Here is a 17786-nt window from a genome sequence, read left to right on the forward strand (position 1 = left end):
GTTTAATTTCTTTAGGCCTATTGATGACCCTTTGAATAGTTACAAAATTACCTTCATTCTTTCCTCAAAATGCTTAGCATGCTCAGTTCATTGGCTGACTTTCGTCAGGTATTTTGGTAAAATTTTATAGCCGCAGAAAAAGTCAGCCTTTTAAACTTTGATAAACAGCACCCCATGGCTCCCTCATTTTTCTACTAAGCAATTGATTGGCTGCAAAGTTATCTTTGAACTGCTCTTTTTTCGGATTCCAAACCAAATCCTGCTCCAGCATCATGGCAATATTCCCCAAATGGGCAAGGGTAATGGATCGATGACCTACCTCTGCCGGAGCCACTGTTTCCTTACCGGAGTAAATGCAATCAATAAAATTTTCAAAATGATTATCACTCACATACAGTTGGGTTTCCTCCGAAGTAATTACTGTGTCTTTCAAACCTTCAGGATAGATTTTATGGTCTCCCCTTGTAGCCCAAGCAGACCCTTCAGTTCCTTGGAAGGTCACCCCAAAATCTTTGTCACTCTGGATGATTAATTTTATACCATTTTCATAAAGGCACTCAAAATAAAATCTGGTAGCTGTATTCCAAATCGGATGATCAGACCAGACCGCTTGGGCGTTTTGAATGCTTACCGGTCCTGTCAGTTCGGTGCCCATTCCCCACTGGGCAATGTCCGGATGGTGCCCACCCCAATCCGTAACATTTCCACCGGAATAATCCAGATTCCATCGAAAATTCACGTGAGTTCTACAAGGACTATAGGCTGCTTCCGGTGCAGGTCCTAACCACATGTCATAATCAAAGTCTTTAGGTACCGGAATGGTTTCTGTCAAATGTCCGGTTTTCCCAAAATCAGGAGTTCCTCCGGGTAACCCACAAATGACAGTATGCAGGTCACCCAACCTTCCATTTCTTGCCAGCTCACAAACTCTTCTGAAATGATAACTGGATCTTTGCTGACTCCCGTTTGAAAAGTTACGCCGTATTTTTTAACAGCATCACTCATGGCCCTACCTTCATCCACAGTAAGTGACAATGGTTTTTGACAGTAAATGTGCTTCCCTGCAGCAGCAGCCATCATCACAGGTATGGCATGCCAATGATCTGGCGTAACCACCTCCACTGCATCTATGTCTTTATTTGCTAACAATTCTCTAAAATCCGTATAACCGCTTGAAGACTGATAACTCTTTCCGTTTCTTTCTGAATAATAATCATCTACTACTTGCATAATAAAATCCCGACCGGCTACTTTTCCATTCCAATAACCGGGACTTTTCTTATTCACATCACAAATGGCAGTAACTTGGACTCGATTGTCTTTTAAAAGTCTTTCACATCATTTCCAGCCTGATTGCCCGCTCCGATAAAACCCAGATTAATTCTATCAGAAGGTGCTACAAAACCATTTTTTCCCAATGCAGATCCGGGAATAATGCTAGGAATAGATAGCAGTCCTCCTGCCATTAAAGTCGATTTTTTCAAAAATTCACGTCTTCGGTTTTTCATACCTCAAAATAATGCTAATTTAAAAATTAGACAAATTATATTTCAATTAATCTACTTTAGACAATTATAAAAAGCAGACAAAACAAATACCCCAATGAAAAAATATGGCATGGAATGATCTATTTTATTTCGTTCATAACAGGGAATGAACAGCCTGCTGTAAGGCCGGTACAACCTTTTCTTCAAACCAGGGATTTTTCATTTGCCATATTCTATTCCTGGGTGAGGGATGTACTAAAGGAAAAAACTTAGGAAGGTAATCTTGGTAACTCCTTACTGTTTCGGTTAAGTTTTTCTTTTTCTCTTTTCCCAAGTAATAATTTTGGGCGTACTGCCCTATCAGTAACACCAATTGGATTTTTTGCATTTCACCCATCAAGTCAGGATGCCATTTGGGAGCACACTCCGGCCTTGGAGGAAGATCCCCTCCCTTACCCCTTCCGGGATAACAGAATCCCATCGGCACAATTCCGAAAATTTCAGGATTATAAAAAAGATCTTTGTCTACACCCATCCATGCTCGTAAGTTTTTTCCACTTACATCATCCCAAGGTAGGCCACTTGCATGCACTTTGGTCCCCGGGGCCTGCCCTACTATTAAAATTTTACTATTTGCATGGGCAGATAAAACAGGCCTTGGGCCTAAAGGAAGATATTTCTCGCATAGGGTACAAGCGCGAATTTCTTTAAGAAGTGCTTCCATAAATGTGATTCATTTATAAATTACAAACCTAAACATTTAAAGTGAAATGCTCTAATCATTATCGCATCCCTTAGGGGCATTTTTGCCGAATGCTACTTGGTGAATAACAAAATCAAAAACAGAAGCCGAAACCCTAAACTCCTAAAAAATAAAACACCTAATTGTTTCAATTTAGTAGAATATTCGATGGTCCACAAACAATTTCATTTCATTAAAACTATTATTTTTTAATTTTTACCAAAATTAAAATCAACCAACCTCTTGTTTTTATTAATTACAATTATTTATTTAGTTAAAAAAATACAATGAAGCTTTCTCCAAATTTCGTCTTCGTATCCATTACCATTTTGTCTCTTGTACTTTTTCTTGTAACAGGAAAAAGCAGTAACAACCAAGTTATCACTTGCAATTACAGACAGCATTCGCATCGATTATTTAGGATTACTTGATTTTATGGATATCCAACCCAAGAGTGAGCGAATACTGTTTCATGACAGACAAAGAGGCATTATTTTAATGACAGATTTCAAAGGAAACAAGTTGCTCAAAATGGAAAAGGGTGGTGACCAAAAAGACAGCTACGGAGGGTTTTTATACAGTGCTGCCAAAATAAAAGAAAGTGACCATATTTCTCTGGTGTCACAAAATGGTTTTTTTGAATATGATGCTAAAGGAAACTTAATCTCTCACCAAGCCTTTTCAGAAAACCCTCCATTATTGGCCGGCCGTGCAGCTGCGGATACCGAATTAATGGAGCACAATGGGTTATTGTTCCAAAAAGGTCTGGTTGCTTGGGGAAAATACAATAAAACAGAAGATGAGTATTACAATCAATTTCAACTTTTGGTGAAATTTGACCCTGAAAATGGTACTGCAGAACGAATCATCAATCTTGAAGAAAACAGCCCTTTCCGAAGCACCGGGAGGGCCTATGAAATTTCCGAGATGAACCCCTCCTTAACCATTTTGGATGATAAGCTTTTGGTTATTGCCGGTACAGACCCATATCTTAATTTCTACGACATTAATTCACCTCACCAATTGCTGAATAGAAAACGGATCGACTATCCCAATTATCAAATAGGCGAAGGTACAGACAGGTCAAAAGCAGATCCAAAAGCCCTTGCCTTTGATGAATCTGCAGGTCGTACCTATACTTTAAAAGTTTACAAAGATTATCTTATCACTTCATTTTCTTCCGGATACGAAACGGCAGATAGAGAAGCCTATAAAGCCATCAAGAATAGAGAAGATTACAGTATTTTCCAGAATAAAATAAAAAATAAATACCAACCAGCCTTGCTCCTATTGAATCATCAGGGAGAAACATTACAAAGTTTAGCGCTTCCGGACAAATTCGATCACCGTCAATTCTTGATACGAAACGGGTCGCTATGGTGGCTTTCTAAATTCAATACGGATAAGGAAGAGGACTTTGTGAAAATTTACAAAGTAGAAATCATAGAAAAATAGGTGACCCATTTCTGAGTCACCTATAAAGGCTTAGCCGAGTTAGACCTTATATGTTGTTTTTACAAAGCCATGTCATAACCTCCAAACCTTCTGAGGTTATAGGTGACTGTAAGCATAAAAAACTGTTTTAAAACCTGCGTTCTTACATCTTCTATATAAACATCCGTAACATTCCTACTTATGCTCGCATTTTGATTGAACAAATCGAAAACGGTAAGCTTTATTTCAGTTTTATTGCTAGGAGGAATTCTATAGCCAATATCCATATTTGCCAGCAGAATACTCCTATCAAATTCATCACCCAAACCTGTATAAAGCTGGTGATTAACGCTCGTACCTAAGAAAACCCCTCCCACAAAATTCCAGAATAGATCGGCTTTGGTACTGTGAGTATAATAATTATTCTCCAAACTTTCCTGTAAGCTACTTCTCACCCAATTGAAAGTCCCACGGGAGGAAAGGTTGAAATCCACACTTTCACTAATATTACTACTTAAATTAATCCCTTGTCTGTAAGAAGTATTTTTATTGTTATTCAACTGACCATTGATTATACCAGGTCTATTTCGAGTAGTAAAACTAGAGTTAATGCTCAGGTTACTTTTCATAAATTTAAGAGGAAAGCCATAGCTTCCATAAACCCTAAAGACATAGTAATTATCAAGGTTTACCGGTTTAGTAAATTGACCTCCTTGTGCCAAGGTTACATCATTTTGAATAAGGGTATCCTGAGACGCGATAAAGGTTTCATTACCTATGTAATTATTCCTAATGTTTCCATATAGAAAAAACATCCACGACCTGTTGGTCTCGGGGTTGATAATCCTATACCTTGTAAAAAGTCGGTGACTGTACTCTTGCTCTAGCTCAGGGTTACCTGAAGAAAGTTGCAATGGATTGGCATTGCTGATTACATCCTGCAGTTGGCCAATGGATGGCGCATCAGTATCGGTATTGTAATCAATTCTTATCGAACTAAACTCACCCGTTTCGTAATTGATCACAGCTCTAGGTAGAAAATTAGAAAATGATTTCTTTGTGTTTTCAAAACCCGGAAATAATCTGTCACTGTCTATATTGGCAGATTCATAATTTATATTGGTATAAAAAGAAAGCTTTTCTGTTTTATAGCTATAACCCGCTCCTCCTCTATGGGTGATATAACTATTCTCAAACCTATTGGTCAATGTACTATCAACCTGGATAAGTCCTGTTTCTGCCTCTTGAATTTCTACATCCTGCCTTGTATCGGAGTTGTTATTTGAAATCCGATACCCAAAACGAAGTCGTGATTTCTCACTTAACGGCTCATAAAATCTAACTCCTGCATTGTAGTAAAAACTATTGTATTTGTTATCCTTAAATTGGATCAGTGAATCTATGCTACTGTCCTGAAAACTAGTGGTAACTGCTACCAAATCAGAATTACTATCACTATTGTACTTACTAGTATAGACAAAAGTAGAAAATGCTCTTCCTTCTTTGTCAAATTTATACCTGTAATTTAAAGAATTGGCAAAACTCGTGGACTCCCGAGAAGAGGAGGTCTCGTTTTGGATTCTATTGATATAGGTATTTTCATCATAAAGATTATAAGCATCCAGAAGGTTAACGGAATTTCTATAATCCAATCCTATTCGCGGCCGAAGAACCAAGGCGTGCTTTTCATTGATTTCATAATCTATCCTGGCACTAAACCTGTGACTTTGGGTTTTTGTATGATAGTTTCTATCCTCATTATATAGCTGAAGACTATCATCAGGCAATATATACTCCCTAGACGAAGTTCTATTCAGCACATTGTCCCTGTCATTAAAAAGGTAATTACCGGATACTTTTAATTTCTCCCCCAGGTATTCGTCAGAAAAATTAGCACCTAAAGCATTGGTATTTGTAATCCCGGGCAACTCACCGACAGTTAGTCCATCACTGGTACCTCCACTACTGCTTTCCAGGCTTCCCAACTCATCTCCACCAAAATTTTGCTGGTTGATATTGTTACTTAAACCTAAAATGGACAACCTTTTGGCACCATTGAAGAAGTTCATATTCCCACCGCCAATATAATTATTGTCTGTACCATAGCCTCCATAAAATTTACCAAACCTTCCTGCGCGCATATCAGGCTTAGTAATGATGTTAATTGTTTTAATTGTCTCTCCATCATCAAAGCCTGTTAATTTGGCTTCTTCACTTCCTTGGTCTAAAAACTCAATTTTTAACACAACCTGAGCAGGCAGATTTTTTAAGGCCGCGGCGGGGTTATCCCCAAAAAAAGGTCTTCCGTCCACCAAAACCTCTTTCACCTCTTCCCCTTGCACTTCGATCACTCCATTAGAGATTACTACTCCCGGCATTTTTCGAACCAACTCATCAGCATCTGCCTGAGGCCTGGTTTTGAAGGCATTGGCATTAAATGCTACAGTATCTCCTCTTACTTCACCGGTTAGGGCATCTGCTGACAATTCAAATGCTTCTAATTCTTGTCCGTCACTAACAATTTCGAATACACCCAAATCATTCCCTTCCGGTGAGGTCATTTTTTGTTGAAAGGTCTGGTAACCAATAAATGAAAGCTCTAAAAGAAATTCTTTGATAATGGGTCTGTTGATTTTGAATTTCCCATCAAAATCAGTGTAAGAAGATTGAAGGGTTTCTCCGTCTTGGTTTTTTATAAAAACATATGCTCCAAATAATGGCTCCTTTGTTTGACTGTCTACAATGGTTCCTGTAAATTGTTGCTGAGCAAAAATACCGGAGATGATAGAGAAGAAAAGAAATACTATTAATAAGGGGGATTTGAATGACATGAATGAATAAATTATGGAAATAGCAATTGGCTTGTTTTAAATCGATAGCAAATTGACAATACATCCATAACATTCAAATGACAATTATGCCAAGGTGAATCTGACAGGTTTGTAAGGCAAATTAACTAGATAATTATTGACTTCTTTAATTAGTAGGTGTTACCGCACAGGTGGAAATTGCATCAAAATTACTCTTAAGAAAAAATAATTGCTTTTATGACATCAAAAAAGATAAAATTTGTTTCTGAGAATTAGCGATTTAAAGGTTTTGAAAGAAAATTCTTCGAAATGGGATTTGCATTAAAAAAAAAGACCTGTTACATTTGTCACACTAAAAAAGAGCAAGTCTTTTAAAGTTAAATGATTGGCCGATGGTGTAACTGGCAACACGTCTGGTTTTGGTCCAGAAGAGTCCAGGTTCGAGCCCTGGTCGGCCAACAGTCCAAGTCCCAAGTTGATTTCTTCAACTTGGGACTTTTTTGTTATATATCTCACAGAATTTACTTTTTACCCGATATATGCAGTAGACCTTCTATTACGTGCTGAAATCGCTTCAAAACACTCATTACCGATTTAGGGAATATATTTTTTAATCCATGGCCATTAAATTACCCGGCTTCTCGAAAGCCTTTACCTCCATTAACCCCATAAGAAGAAAACTTAATAAATAATTAATCCAGCATTTACTCCTTGTAAAACATTCATAATTAAGGAAATGGCAATAATTTATTTCACCCATCCCGGGTTAGCCTATATTTCCAATTTCCACTAGGTGGTTAAAATAAAAAAATCAATAGTTTTGTAAATGCTGAAATTGGCTACCCAAAATCTCTTTATAATATTTACCCACTCCGGAAGTAAGCCTTTTATAGCAAGTTGTTTTCAAATGAATTAACTTTCTTCTATAAAGATCTATTTTAAAACCATGTTTACATTCAAACACGCGCTGCATTCAGGAATTTTCGCAGCCTCTATTACCATCTTACTTTTCAGTTATTCCACGGTACTTGCACAAAACAATGTTACAGGCTATGTTTATGAAGACCTCAATAACAATGCAATAAAAGACAAAAATGAAAAAGGCATCCAAGGCGTAGCTGTTACGAATGGCAAAGAAGTCAGTCTTAGCAAGGAAGATGGAAGCTATAGCCTTCCGGCCAATGATGACATGATCGTTTCAGTCATTAAACCTGCAGGCTATGCTGTGCCAGTAGACGCCAACAATCAGCCTCAATTTTTTTACATCCACAAGCCCAATGGGTCACCTGATACTGGTGAAAAAAGGATTCTTCCCACGGGCAAACTTCCCAAATCTGTAGATTTCCCTTTGATTGCGCAGGAAGAAGACTCGAATTTCTCTGTGATTTTATTTGGAGATCCTCAAGCCGATGACCTTACCAATGCCGGTTATTTTGAGAAAGCCATAATTTCTGAGCTTATTGGGGGCAAAGGAGCTGCCTTTGGCCTAAGCCTGGGTGATTTGGGTGCTAGAAATTTATTTGACAACTATATTCAATCTCTTGGAAAAATAGGCATTCCATGGTACAATTTGCTAGGAAACCACGACACCAATAGCTATAAGGAAGACCAACTCTCAGATGAAACCTATGAGGCCAGCTTTGGCCCTACCAATTATGCACTTAATTATGCCAATGCTCATTTTATTGTATTGGATGATGTGATCACACCCAACCCTTTCGGTCAAGGGAGTTATATAGGAGGCTTTAGAGAGGATATTTTGGAATTTATAAAAAACGATTTAAAACATGTTGCTAAAGACAAGCTAATCGTTCTGGCCTTTCATATCCCTATTTATGAGTTTGAAAAAGGTCCGGACCAATTTAGGGAAGGCGACCGACAAAAACTTTTCGATTTATTAAAAGGCTATCAATACACCCTTTCTCTTTCGGGGCACACCCATTCTCAAAATCACCATTTTTTCACCACCGAAGAAGGCTGGCCCAACGCAGGCTTTCATCACCACTATAACCCCGGAGCCACCTCAGGAGGCATTTATATCGGCCCCAAAGATAGCTATGGCACCCCTTCAGGCATAATGCGTGACGGCACACCCAAAGGCTATGCCTTTCTAAATATAACTGGCAATACCTACAGCTATGAATATGTTCCTTCCGGAGACAATGACTTGAAAATGAGTCTTCATCTGCCCAAAATTGTACCCCAGGCAAAAAAATACAGAGGTGAAATTACCGTAAACTTTTTCCAGGGAACACCTAGGGACAGTGTAAAATACCGGATAGATGATGGAGAATGGACAGCTTTGAAACTCGTACCAGAATATGACAAGTATTTGTTGGATATCCTTCATGAATGGGATCATGCAGAAGAACTCCCCTGGGGAATCCGACCCTCCACTCCATTAATTTCTTCTCATATATGGAGTGGCAGAATTCCTTCCGACCTCCCCTTAGGAGAGCATACCGTAGAAGTGCAAGCCAAGGACTGGTTAGGAAGAACCTACACTACAGATAAAACATTTAAAATCGTACCGGATAATCAGTGAATTCCATGTGGTGATGGAGTGATGGGGTGATGTAGTGATGTAGTGATCGAGTGATGTAGTGATCGTTTACCGGTGCCTGAGCCTGTCGAAGGTGTAGGAAAACGGTTACGATTAATTGTTAACCGGAGAGATAAACCACCGGAATCTATTTCCGGCACTTGGGCTTGTCGAATTACCGGAGCCTTAACCTATCGAACCACCGGAACCTGAGCCTGTCGAAGGTGTAGGGGAACGGATACGATTAATTGTTAACTGGAGAGATAGACCACCGGAACCTGTTTCCAGTACCTGAGCTTGTCGAATTACCGGAGCCTGAACCTATCGAATTACCGGTGCCTGAGGCTGTCGAAGGTGTAGGGAAACGGTTACGATTATTTGGTAATAGGAGAAATAGACCACCGGAACCTATTTTCGGTACCTGAAGCTTGCCGAACCACCGGAGCCTGAGCCTGTCGAAGGTGTAGGGAAACGATTACGATTAATTGTTAACTGGAGAAATAGACCACCGGAATCTATTTCCGGCACTTGGGCTTGTCGAATTACCGGAGCCTTAACCTATCGAACCACCGGAACCTGAGCCTGTCGAAGGTGTAGGGGAACGGATACGATTAATTGTTAACTGGAGAGATAGACCACCGGAACCTGTTTCCAGTACCTGAGCTTGTCGAATTACCGGAGCCTGAACCTATTGAATTACCGGTGCCTGAGGCTGTCGAAGGTGTAGGGAAACGATTACGATTAATGTGAATTGGAGAGATAAACCACCGGAACCAGTTTCCAGTACCAAAGCTTGCCGAACCACCGGAGCCTGAACCTATCGAATTACCGGTGCCTGAGCTTGTCGAAGGTGTAGGGGAACGATTACGATTAATTGTTAATTGGAGAGATAAACCACCGGAACCTATTTCCGGTACCTGGGCTTGTCGAATTACCGGAGCCTGAGCCTGTCGAAATACCGGAGCCTGAGCTTGCCGAAAGTGAAGGGAGACGGTTACGATTATTTGGTAATAGGAGAGATAAACCACCGGAACCTATTTCCGGTACCTGAAGCTTGCCGAACCACCGGAGCCTTAACCTATCGAATTACCGGAGCCTGAGCCTGTCGAAGGTGTAGGAGAACGGTTACGATTAATTGTTAATTGAAAAAGGTTTCATGTGATCATTGGGCGGATTGAGGAATTTATAAACAAACTTACCAAAAAAAATAGGCTTGCCAGTTGATTTTGACAAGCCTACTTTGAAAGAAAAAAACCAATTAAAGACTAAGCTTAAATCCTCCATTCACTACAAAGCCATCCACGGGGGCATAAATATCCCTGAACTGAGGATCGCTAATGTTACCGGTGTAAATCGTATCAAACCTGGTCTGACGGGTATCCAACATGTTTTCAAAATTCAAGAAAAGGGAAAAATACTTTCCAATTTTCTTTTCGGACATAATACCCATGATCCAATAAGATTTCCCGGTACTGCCATCTGAAAGCTTTTGGGGACTGAAATAATAAGCTTCCAACCCGATCCAAAAATTCCCGTGTTTCTCATACATCAGTACATTGTTCAAACGATGTTTGGCCACCAAAGGGTATTCGCTTTCCTGACTGTCATAGTGTTCCTTAACATCTGCAAAAGTATAACCCATAAATAGTTTGAAATCATGGTAAGTCCACTTCATATTGGCTTCCAATCCTTGGGTATTGATGTACCCGTTAGGCTGAGTGAACACATACATACCATTGCTATTGGCCTGCAAAAGCATCGGATCATCAATCTGCGTATAAAATAAAAGCGCATTTGTACTTAAGCTCAATTCCTCTGTTACGGGCCATTTGTAATTGACATCCAAATTAATCCCTGTAGAACGTTCTGCACGGGTTGCTGAAAAGTCTATAGGGAGAATATTTCGGAAATGAAGCCTTTCAGTATCTTCTGTAAATTGGGTGGGTGTTTTATAACCAAGCCCACCACCTGTCCTAAATGTTATTCTTTCATTAGGCACATACAACAGTGAAAAGCGCGGAAGCAGATAAGCTCCGTATTGACTTTGGTAATCTCCTCTCAAACCGGTTTCCAAAGTCCATTGTGTAGCCATATTCCATGTGTTTTGAACAAATACCCCGGTAGTTGTATTGGAAAAACTAAGGTCATTATCTGGATCACCTTGCCTTTGATCAAACTTTTCGGTCCATAGGTTCCCTCCTACTATCCACTCCATCTTTTCCCCAAAAGTGACATAGTTTAGTTCTGAAAAGGAAGAAACCTGTTCTCCGCTGAAAACATAATTTGGTATAGCTATAGACCTGTCAAAAAAACTAATACTGTTTTTCACCTGGATGCGGGAATGGTCAGAAAAACGATGGGTCGCATCAAACTGGGTAGACAGACGATCCGTTTCATTGGATTCAAAATAACCCGAGGAAGATTTGCCTTCAATATAATCCATATTCCCACCGAGTCTATCTTCAGTAGTGAAATTAAAGCCAAGGTTTATTTCAGTTGCTTCATCGAGGTACCAAAACATGCGAGGATTGATGGTATAGCGCTCAAATTCCGGAATTGCAGTAAGCCCTATTCCTGCCGGGTCATAGGCCGTTCCTTTGTTATATGAGGCAAATACGGTGGTTCCAATTTTACCATACCTTTCCGAATAGAAACCACTTAGGTCCAACCCTAAAGCGGAGGTCCCGTTTACCATAAAGTTCAACTCCCGATCTTCTCCCGGGGTTTTAGATATTAAGTTGACCAAACCTGCAATGGCCCCTCCACCATATAGCGTAGAAGAAGCTCCTTTGATCACTTCAACCTGTTTGAGGTCAAGGGGAGCAATCTGCATCAGGCTCAAGCCTCCCGAATAACCGGAATACAATGGAAGGCCATCTCTAAGTAATTGGGTATACTTTCCATCCAATCCTTGGATTCGGATACTTGAATTATAACTGGTGGCTGAGGTCTGCTGCGTCTGAATCCCCGTGCTTTCATTCAATAACATACGGATATCACCCGGTTTCATATTTCCTTTTTCCGCCAGCTCCTCTCCGGCAATAACTTCCACCCTTGTAGGTACATCTTCTATGGTTCTGCCACTCCTGGTGGACGTGACTAGCACCTCTTCCATTTCTTCGTGACCATGCTCCATTAATAAAATCAGCTCTTCCCCCAAAGGAAAGGACTGCTGTAATTCTATTGATTCATATCCTAAACGGGTTACCAAAATAGTATAAATCCCGCTTGGGATATCATCTATGGAAACTTTTCCCATGCTATCAGTGGAAGCTCCTTTCTCCAATTTTGGGAAATAGACAGACACGCCAAATAAGGCTTCCTTGGAATCCTTATCCTTAATCGTGGCTGTAAATGTATTTTGTGAGATGGCAGTGCCATATAGGCAAAGCATTAACAGTACTGTGACAATGTGTTTCACGGTAATTAATTAATAGTTGATTGATTGAAAATTAATGGTAGGCAATTGAACCGGAAATAAGTGATGGGGATTCCATCTAACTCATTTTAGCTTCAGCTTTTATTCTATATTGATCTTCCATGTGAATTTTTTGTCCCCAAGGGTATAAGTCCTTTGAAAAACCACAAGAACAAGATGATTAAGGCCGTTTTGTTGCGTTATTTTTGGCAACAATAATGACAAAATCTTTACCAATAAAAGTCAGTATTCCGGTTTAAATTACCTCAATGTATCGTAGGTAGACTAAGCCTTTGGTGGCTTAAAAAAGGATTTAACGAGGATAAAAGGCTTGAATTCCGGTCTATTTCCAGAAACGATTTCATTAACCTTCCCCAAATTTAATGAGGGGAATTCAACTTGCTGAATGATAAACCCCGGACAATGGCCACAAGTAAAGAAGGGAGAACATAAGCCTGAAGCGGGAAAGTCCCCTGTATAGGCTCGTCTGCACAAGCATGCTGCACATCATCCGCACAGCTTTCTGATGGTGGGCAACAAGGAAGGGTGGACAGGGAAAGCACAACAGGTATCAAAAAGGCTACAAATAGCCTCTTGATAAAAATTTGCTGTTTGTTCTTTTGTTCCATTTTTACGATGCCAATAGATGGAAATAAATTTCCGCCAGAGTTAATTTGTTTGGCAAAGTTATCCAATTCTTGTTCTTTAAAAAGTATAATGGAACAAAGGCCATGATTTTATAACAGATAATTATTGGCCCCTAATAGCAAAAGGCTACCCTATAATGCTCTTGCTACTCCATTGAAACTGAGAACAGCCCCTACCCTTTTACGATAGACAGCAATCAGTTTTTAAGTGCTGTTTGAAGATTTTATTTTTGCGGAGCAAAGCTAAAACCTCCAAACAGCTTTATTTATATTAAACCAGGAAAAAGAATTATGTTCTTATTTCTCTTCTCATAAAAAGGTAATAAGAAAATGCAAAACAAAGCAAGGTAGCGGCTATTAGTCCGGTTAATTGTGGCCAAACAATGAGCAGGCTGTCCCTAATGGAAAGTGGTGACGGAATGGCGCCGGCCATTTGCTCCATGGTTACAGGTCCCAAACTTCTCACCGAGGGCATTAGTAAAGTGGTAGTTGCATCTGCGTAAAGTTGACTGGGGGCCAATCGAAGAATGTTCAATATTATTTCATTGAGATGCATTACTTGCATTTGAGTTAATTCTCCGGAACCTGAGGTAAGCATAGTAACCACCATATTGACCACAATCTGGTAGAATACAGTAAAAAATAACCAGATACCAATTGCTGTAAGTGCAGAAGTAGATGCCTGCTTAAAGACGATGGAAAGTAAAATAGAAAGCCCTAACCAAAAGCCCACGTAAACAGTGCAAAGCAGCATAAAACATAGTATTCTTATCAGCTCTTCGACTTCTATCATTACACCGGTAAGGAGCATTCCTCCTCCGACCATTAATAAAGAAAGTGCAAGCAACAATGTTCCTACCAAAAGAAGCGAACTGACAAATTTGGACAAAAGCAAATTGTCACGATAAATAGGCTGGGCCATTATCCTTGTTAAGGTACCATTTTGTTGTTCCGAATTAATGGCATCAAAGCCAAGGCTGATTCCTAATAAGGGGCCTAAAAATTAAAGAAAAACATGAAACGGTGGCAATGTACCTTCTGTTGTGGTCAGTATTTTAAGGTACAAGAAAAGGCTTTCCAGATCTTTAACCTTTGCCACAGTGTCTTTTATATTGTTCATGGCCACCGCTGTTGCCCCCCAAAAGGTAAGCACCACAAGCACCAATAGTATAATAAATCTCCAACTGCGAATATGACCGGCTACCTCCTTTCTTACCAAAATCCAAAAGGGGTTCTGCTGCTTTTCATCGCGCACAGAAGCATTATTATCCAATGCATTTATGATTCCTTTCATTGATCTATATTCTCCTTTATTGTGTTTTCAAAATACTTTTGATAAATATCTTCAAGTCCATATTCTTTCTTCTGGACCCCCGTGATTGGATATCCTTTTTCCACCAAAAACCGGACAATATCAGGGGTGACATCTTCACTACCTGAAATCCAGGCTTCATGAGCCTCCACTGAAACTTCCTCAATTGAGGGAAACTGTAGTAATTCCGGTTCATGCTTCCAAGGCAAGACAATAGGATTTTTGAATGTTACGTTTACCTCAAAGGATTTCCCGGTAAAAAGCCGGTTAGAAAGTGTGGCAATATCCCCTTCGATCAATAGTTTCCCATTTACAAAAATCCCAACCCTATCACAAACTTGCTGCACCTGGTGAAGGTGGTGTGATGAAAGCAATACCGTAAGTCCTTTTTCCCTACTTAATCGTAGAATAAGAGATAGAAATTCTTTAACCCCACTTGGGTCAATACCTAAAGTAGGTTCGTCCAATATCACAACCTGAGGTTTTTTATCAGTACTTCTGCCAAACCCAGTCGCTGTTTCATACCTCTCGAATAAGCTGCAGTTTTTTTATGAATAGCCTCTGCCGGCAAACCGACCATCTCCATTACTTCAATCGCATCTTTTTGGACCTCACTACGTGGGATGCCGTTCAATTCTCCGATATACATCAGGTTTTCCAAGGCAGACATATTATCATAAAACCCGACATTGTCCGGCATATATCCCACCACTTTTTTTACAGCTAGGGGATTTTTGGTTGAATTCACCCCACAAACGTGGGCTGTTCCGGCACTTGGCTCCGTAAGCCCCATCATCATCAGAATAGTGGTGGTCTTACCGGCGCCGTTGGGACCCAACAAACCAAATATTTCGCCTCTGTTAATGGAGAGATCCAATTCATTGACTGCAGTGAAAGTGCCATATTTTTTCGTCAGGCCTTTCAGTGCTATTACCTCCTTATCCATAACCTTCTTATCTTCTTCCGAACTTGCGAATCAGAACATAAACAAAACCGACAGCGATCAATATTATTAAAATACCTATACCTCCTGACAAAAGGGATGTTTTTACTGTCACTCGATAGGTAGCTGTACTGGTGCTTTCTGAGTTTTTGGCCGTGAACTTACTTACATAATCTCCTGCCAAAGTCTTATTGGGAACAGATAATGTAGCAATTACATCTGCACTTTTGCCCGGAGCGAGCTCATCCAACTCAGAGGGGAAAAGCTTACTTCCCACTTTGATGGGGTATTCGAAGTAAGGGTTATTTCATTTAAGGGAAGTGAACCTGTATTGATTACTTTTAGGTGAATCTCAGTATTTTTTCCTTCTGTAATCTCACCACTTAATCGTCCTGAAGGAGTAGTAAGCTCAATATCATAGGCTCCTTCAACAACTGCCTCAAGCTCCAGTTCTATCGAGTCATTATCAGATTTTGCCTGAATAGGGAAGGTATACTTTTTTGGGGCTGCATCATGAGCCGGTTTCACCTCAACATTGATACTTTCGGATTTTCCGGGTTCCAAATTAATAGAGGTGACTTGACTTCCTCTGGCTTTAAAAACCAGCCTCCAGCCTTTTGGGGCTTCTGCGCTGAGTTCATAAACCTGTACCTTGTTTCCATTGTTTTTCAGGGTAGTTTGAAAACGAAAAGTGTCATTGACAGGAGCTTCAATATTAAACAGCCTTGCGGTAAAAGAGGATTCAGATTCTGAATTTTGGGCTGAGACTGTAATTGATAAAAGGGAAAAGAAAAGGACTAATGACAATGGTGAAAACCATTTTTTGCCCCTTCTGAGGCCTTTTTTTGTAAATTAACGGCTGACATAATAATAAATAAATGAAGTTTATAAATTAAATTAATAAAGTAAAATCTCTGTCTATTTATCGTATGATGGCTATTCTGATAGCGGCTCCAATTATAAAATCACAGAAAAAAAAATACAAGCAATTAACTTTTTTAACAATTCGATTATTTGAAATTTCTTCTCTGCCCATACCACCAAGTTTTAGTTGTTTTCCGGTTAAAGTCTTATTTATTTTTAGGATTTTCACCTTACCATTGTTTAATTTTAAGGCGATGACTGAAAAAAATAATCTTTTAAATTCAGATTTTAACCTACTCAACCACAACTGGAAGAAACTGGTTTTGATAAGCTTTTGTACCCTTTTTTCTATCCTCTTCATTAACCTCTATACACCATTCAGGATAGATCAATGGGAGGCAGATCAAGGCCTGTCCCAATTTTTTAGACTTTCAGGGTTTGGAATTATCGGCGGAGTGGTAATAGGTCTATCACAACTGATTATTAAGCCTATATTATTCAAAAAATACATAAAGTGGTTCACTTTATCCTCTGGACAATGGCTGAAATTCTGATATTATCATTAGTTTTTTATGGACTTTATGGCAGCCATGGCTCCAACTTTTTTCTGAATATTTTATTAGTCTGAAATATACTTTTCTAGGGCTATTGATCCCTTATACATTGGCTTTATGTTTTATTTTTATATACAGCCAACAAAAGGAAAACCAAAAACTACCTGAAACACTCAAGCCTATTAATAAGATTATAAGCTTAAAAGATGAATACGGAAACCACAGATTATCTTTAAAATCATCCGATATACTATTTATCGAAGCGGCAGATAACTATTCAATTATTTATTACAGGGATAGTGACACCATCAAAAAAGAGATGCTTCGGAATTCTTTAAAAGCCCTCTCTGAACAACTTAAAGACTTCCCCATAAAAAGGTGCCATAGATCTTATCTGGTCAATGTGCAAAATGTAAAATTGGCAAAAAAGCTTCGGGTAAAGTCAGCCTGCACCTGGAAGGCAGCGTGTCAATCGTCCCTGTATCACGCAAATTCACCCCTGAGTTCGATCACTTATTACACTAATCCCTGTCACTCACCCCTAAATAGAGGCTTAAAACCCTATTTTTCATACTGCACATGAAAGGCTCATACCTTTGTTTCATTATGTATAACCAAAAACATCCTATCATGAAAAATTTAAGTGCAGTATTACTCTTATTATTCACCGTATCATTTTTTAACGCGAAGCTGATGGCCTTTGAAATACCTTCTGAATATGAAGGCACATGGGCATACGAATGCTATGATGCTCCATACCCATATCACGAAGGCACTGTGCATATCGCTTATAAGGACAAAGCAACCACGGTAAAGATTACTTTTAAAAACGGTCAATCCGTTGCAGGAAAAAATGTAAATGTAAAAGATGGAAAATTATCCTTTGAGGTAAATGTGGAAGGAAATGTGGTAAAAACTGTACTGGAACAGAAAGGCGATAAAGTAACTGGTAAGGCCAATTCACCTGAGGGCGTTATGAACCTAGTGATTAAGAAAAAGGCGGAAAAATAAACGTTTCGAGAATTTACTTTTT

The 17786-nt window shown here is 39.4% G+C and carries 18 protein-coding genes and 1 tRNA gene; 5 read left to right on the forward strand and 14 right to left on the reverse strand.

Features of this window, described 5'->3' with window-relative positions; translation table 11 throughout:
- Window positions 1-142: 142 nt before the first annotated feature.
- The 4 genes from WG932_RS11270 to WG932_RS11285 form a co-directional block, all read right to left on the reverse strand.
- A complete protein-coding gene (locus tag WG932_RS11270) occupies window positions 143-901 on the reverse strand; it encodes a hypothetical protein (RefSeq protein WP_483088002.1) in 759 nt (252 codons plus the stop codon).
- Window positions 829-1287 carry a Gfo/Idh/MocA family protein gene (locus tag WG932_RS11275; RefSeq protein ID WP_483088003.1) on the reverse strand — a complete coding sequence of 153 codons (459 nt, stop codon included), beginning with the start codon at window positions 1285-1287 and terminating at the stop codon, window positions 829-831. The genes WG932_RS11270 and WG932_RS11275 overlap by 73 nt, the downstream gene beginning before the upstream one ends.
- Before the next feature lie 35 nt (window positions 1288-1322).
- The gene (locus WG932_RS11280; RefSeq protein ID WP_483088004.1) at window positions 1323-1484 is read right to left on the reverse strand and encodes a hypothetical protein; all 162 of its coding nucleotides are present in this window, start codon (window positions 1482-1484) and stop codon (window positions 1323-1325) included.
- 157 nt (window positions 1485-1641) lie between these two features.
- A complete protein-coding gene (locus tag WG932_RS11285) occupies window positions 1642-2211 on the reverse strand; it encodes a uracil-DNA glycosylase family protein (protein WP_483088005.1) in 570 nt (189 codons plus the stop codon).
- Window positions 2212-2664: 453 nt separating this feature from the next.
- Between WG932_RS11285 and WG932_RS11290 the strand changes: the two genes are divergently transcribed.
- Window positions 2665-3684, forward strand: a complete 1020-nt coding sequence (locus WG932_RS11290) for a hypothetical protein (protein WP_483088006.1) — start codon at window positions 2665-2667, stop codon at window positions 3682-3684.
- Window positions 3685-3743: 59 nt separating this feature from the next.
- Here WG932_RS11290 and WG932_RS11295 read toward each other — a convergent pair whose 3' ends face one another.
- Window positions 3744-6494 carry a TonB-dependent receptor gene (locus WG932_RS11295; RefSeq protein WP_149393498.1) on the reverse strand — a complete coding sequence of 917 codons (2751 nt, stop codon included), beginning with the start codon at window positions 6492-6494 and terminating at the stop codon, window positions 3744-3746.
- A gap of 365 nt (window positions 6495-6859) precedes the next feature.
- Here WG932_RS11295 and WG932_RS11300 point away from each other — a divergent pair.
- Together WG932_RS11300 and WG932_RS11305 are read left to right on the forward strand one after the other, a co-directional pair.
- A tRNA-Gln gene (locus tag WG932_RS11300) sits at window positions 6860-6932 on the forward strand.
- A 487-nt stretch (window positions 6933-7419) separates the two neighbouring features.
- A complete protein-coding gene (locus WG932_RS11305; RefSeq protein WP_483088007.1) occupies window positions 7420-9018 on the forward strand; it encodes a calcineurin-like phosphoesterase C-terminal domain-containing protein in 1599 nt (532 codons plus the stop codon).
- A gap of 608 nt (window positions 9019-9626) precedes the next feature.
- Here WG932_RS11305 and WG932_RS11310 read toward each other — a convergent pair.
- The 9 genes from WG932_RS11310 to WG932_RS11350 all read right to left on the reverse strand — a co-directional run bounded on the left by WG932_RS11310 (window position 9627) and on the right by WG932_RS11350 (window position 16142).
- Complete coding sequence (locus WG932_RS11310; protein ID WP_483088008.1) at window positions 9627-10043, reverse strand: hypothetical protein; 417 nt, start codon at window positions 10041-10043, stop codon at window positions 9627-9629.
- A gap of 230 nt (window positions 10044-10273) precedes the next feature.
- Window positions 10274-12436 carry a TonB-dependent receptor gene (locus WG932_RS11315; RefSeq protein ID WP_483088009.1) on the reverse strand — a complete coding sequence of 721 codons (2163 nt, stop codon included), beginning with the start codon at window positions 12434-12436 and terminating at the stop codon, window positions 10274-10276.
- 377 nt (window positions 12437-12813) lie between these two features.
- The gene (locus WG932_RS11320) at window positions 12814-13128 is read right to left on the reverse strand and encodes a hypothetical protein (RefSeq protein ID WP_483088010.1); all 315 of its coding nucleotides are present in this window, start codon (window positions 13126-13128) and stop codon (window positions 12814-12816) included.
- A gap of 241 nt (window positions 13129-13369) precedes the next feature.
- Window positions 13370-14062: an ABC transporter permease gene (locus WG932_RS11325; RefSeq protein WP_483088624.1), complete on the reverse strand. Its 693-nt coding sequence runs from the start codon at window positions 14060-14062 to the stop codon at window positions 13370-13372.
- Window positions 14063-14083: 21 nt separating this feature from the next.
- Window positions 14084-14374: a hypothetical protein gene (locus WG932_RS11330; RefSeq protein WP_483088011.1), complete on the reverse strand. Its 291-nt coding sequence runs from the start codon at window positions 14372-14374 to the stop codon at window positions 14084-14086.
- Entirely contained in the window at window positions 14371-14865 is a 495-nt protein-coding gene (locus WG932_RS11335) for an ATP-binding cassette domain-containing protein (RefSeq protein ID WP_483088012.1), read from the reverse strand. The genes WG932_RS11330 and WG932_RS11335 overlap by 4 nt, the downstream gene beginning before the upstream one ends.
- On the reverse strand, window positions 14862-15338 hold the full coding sequence (locus tag WG932_RS11340) for an ABC transporter ATP-binding protein (RefSeq protein WP_483088013.1): 477 nt from the start codon (window positions 15336-15338) through the stop codon (window positions 14862-14864). Before WG932_RS11340 ends, WG932_RS11335 begins: the two co-directional genes overlap by 4 nt.
- 7 nt (window positions 15339-15345) lie before the next feature.
- The gene (locus WG932_RS11345) at window positions 15346-15585 is read right to left on the reverse strand and encodes a COG1470 family protein (protein WP_483088014.1); all 240 of its coding nucleotides are present in this window, start codon (window positions 15583-15585) and stop codon (window positions 15346-15348) included.
- Entirely contained in the window at window positions 15549-16142 is a 594-nt protein-coding gene (locus WG932_RS11350) for a COG1470 family protein (RefSeq protein ID WP_483088015.1), read from the reverse strand. The genes WG932_RS11345 and WG932_RS11350 overlap by 37 nt, the downstream gene beginning before the upstream one ends.
- Window positions 16143-16862: 720 nt before the next feature.
- Between WG932_RS11350 and WG932_RS11355 the strand changes: the two genes are divergently transcribed.
- Both WG932_RS11355 and WG932_RS11360 read left to right on the forward strand, forming a co-directional pair.
- Window positions 16863-17336, forward strand: a complete 474-nt coding sequence (locus WG932_RS11355; protein WP_483088016.1) for a LytR/AlgR family response regulator transcription factor — start codon at window positions 16863-16865, stop codon at window positions 17334-17336.
- Window positions 17337-17383: 47 nt separating this feature from the next.
- A complete protein-coding gene (locus tag WG932_RS11360) occupies window positions 17384-17764 on the forward strand; it encodes a hypothetical protein (protein WP_483088017.1) in 381 nt (126 codons plus the stop codon).
- Window positions 17765-17786 lie beyond the last annotated feature (22 nt).

It is taken from the genome of Cyclobacterium sp. SOCE241, from assembly GCF_056867545.1.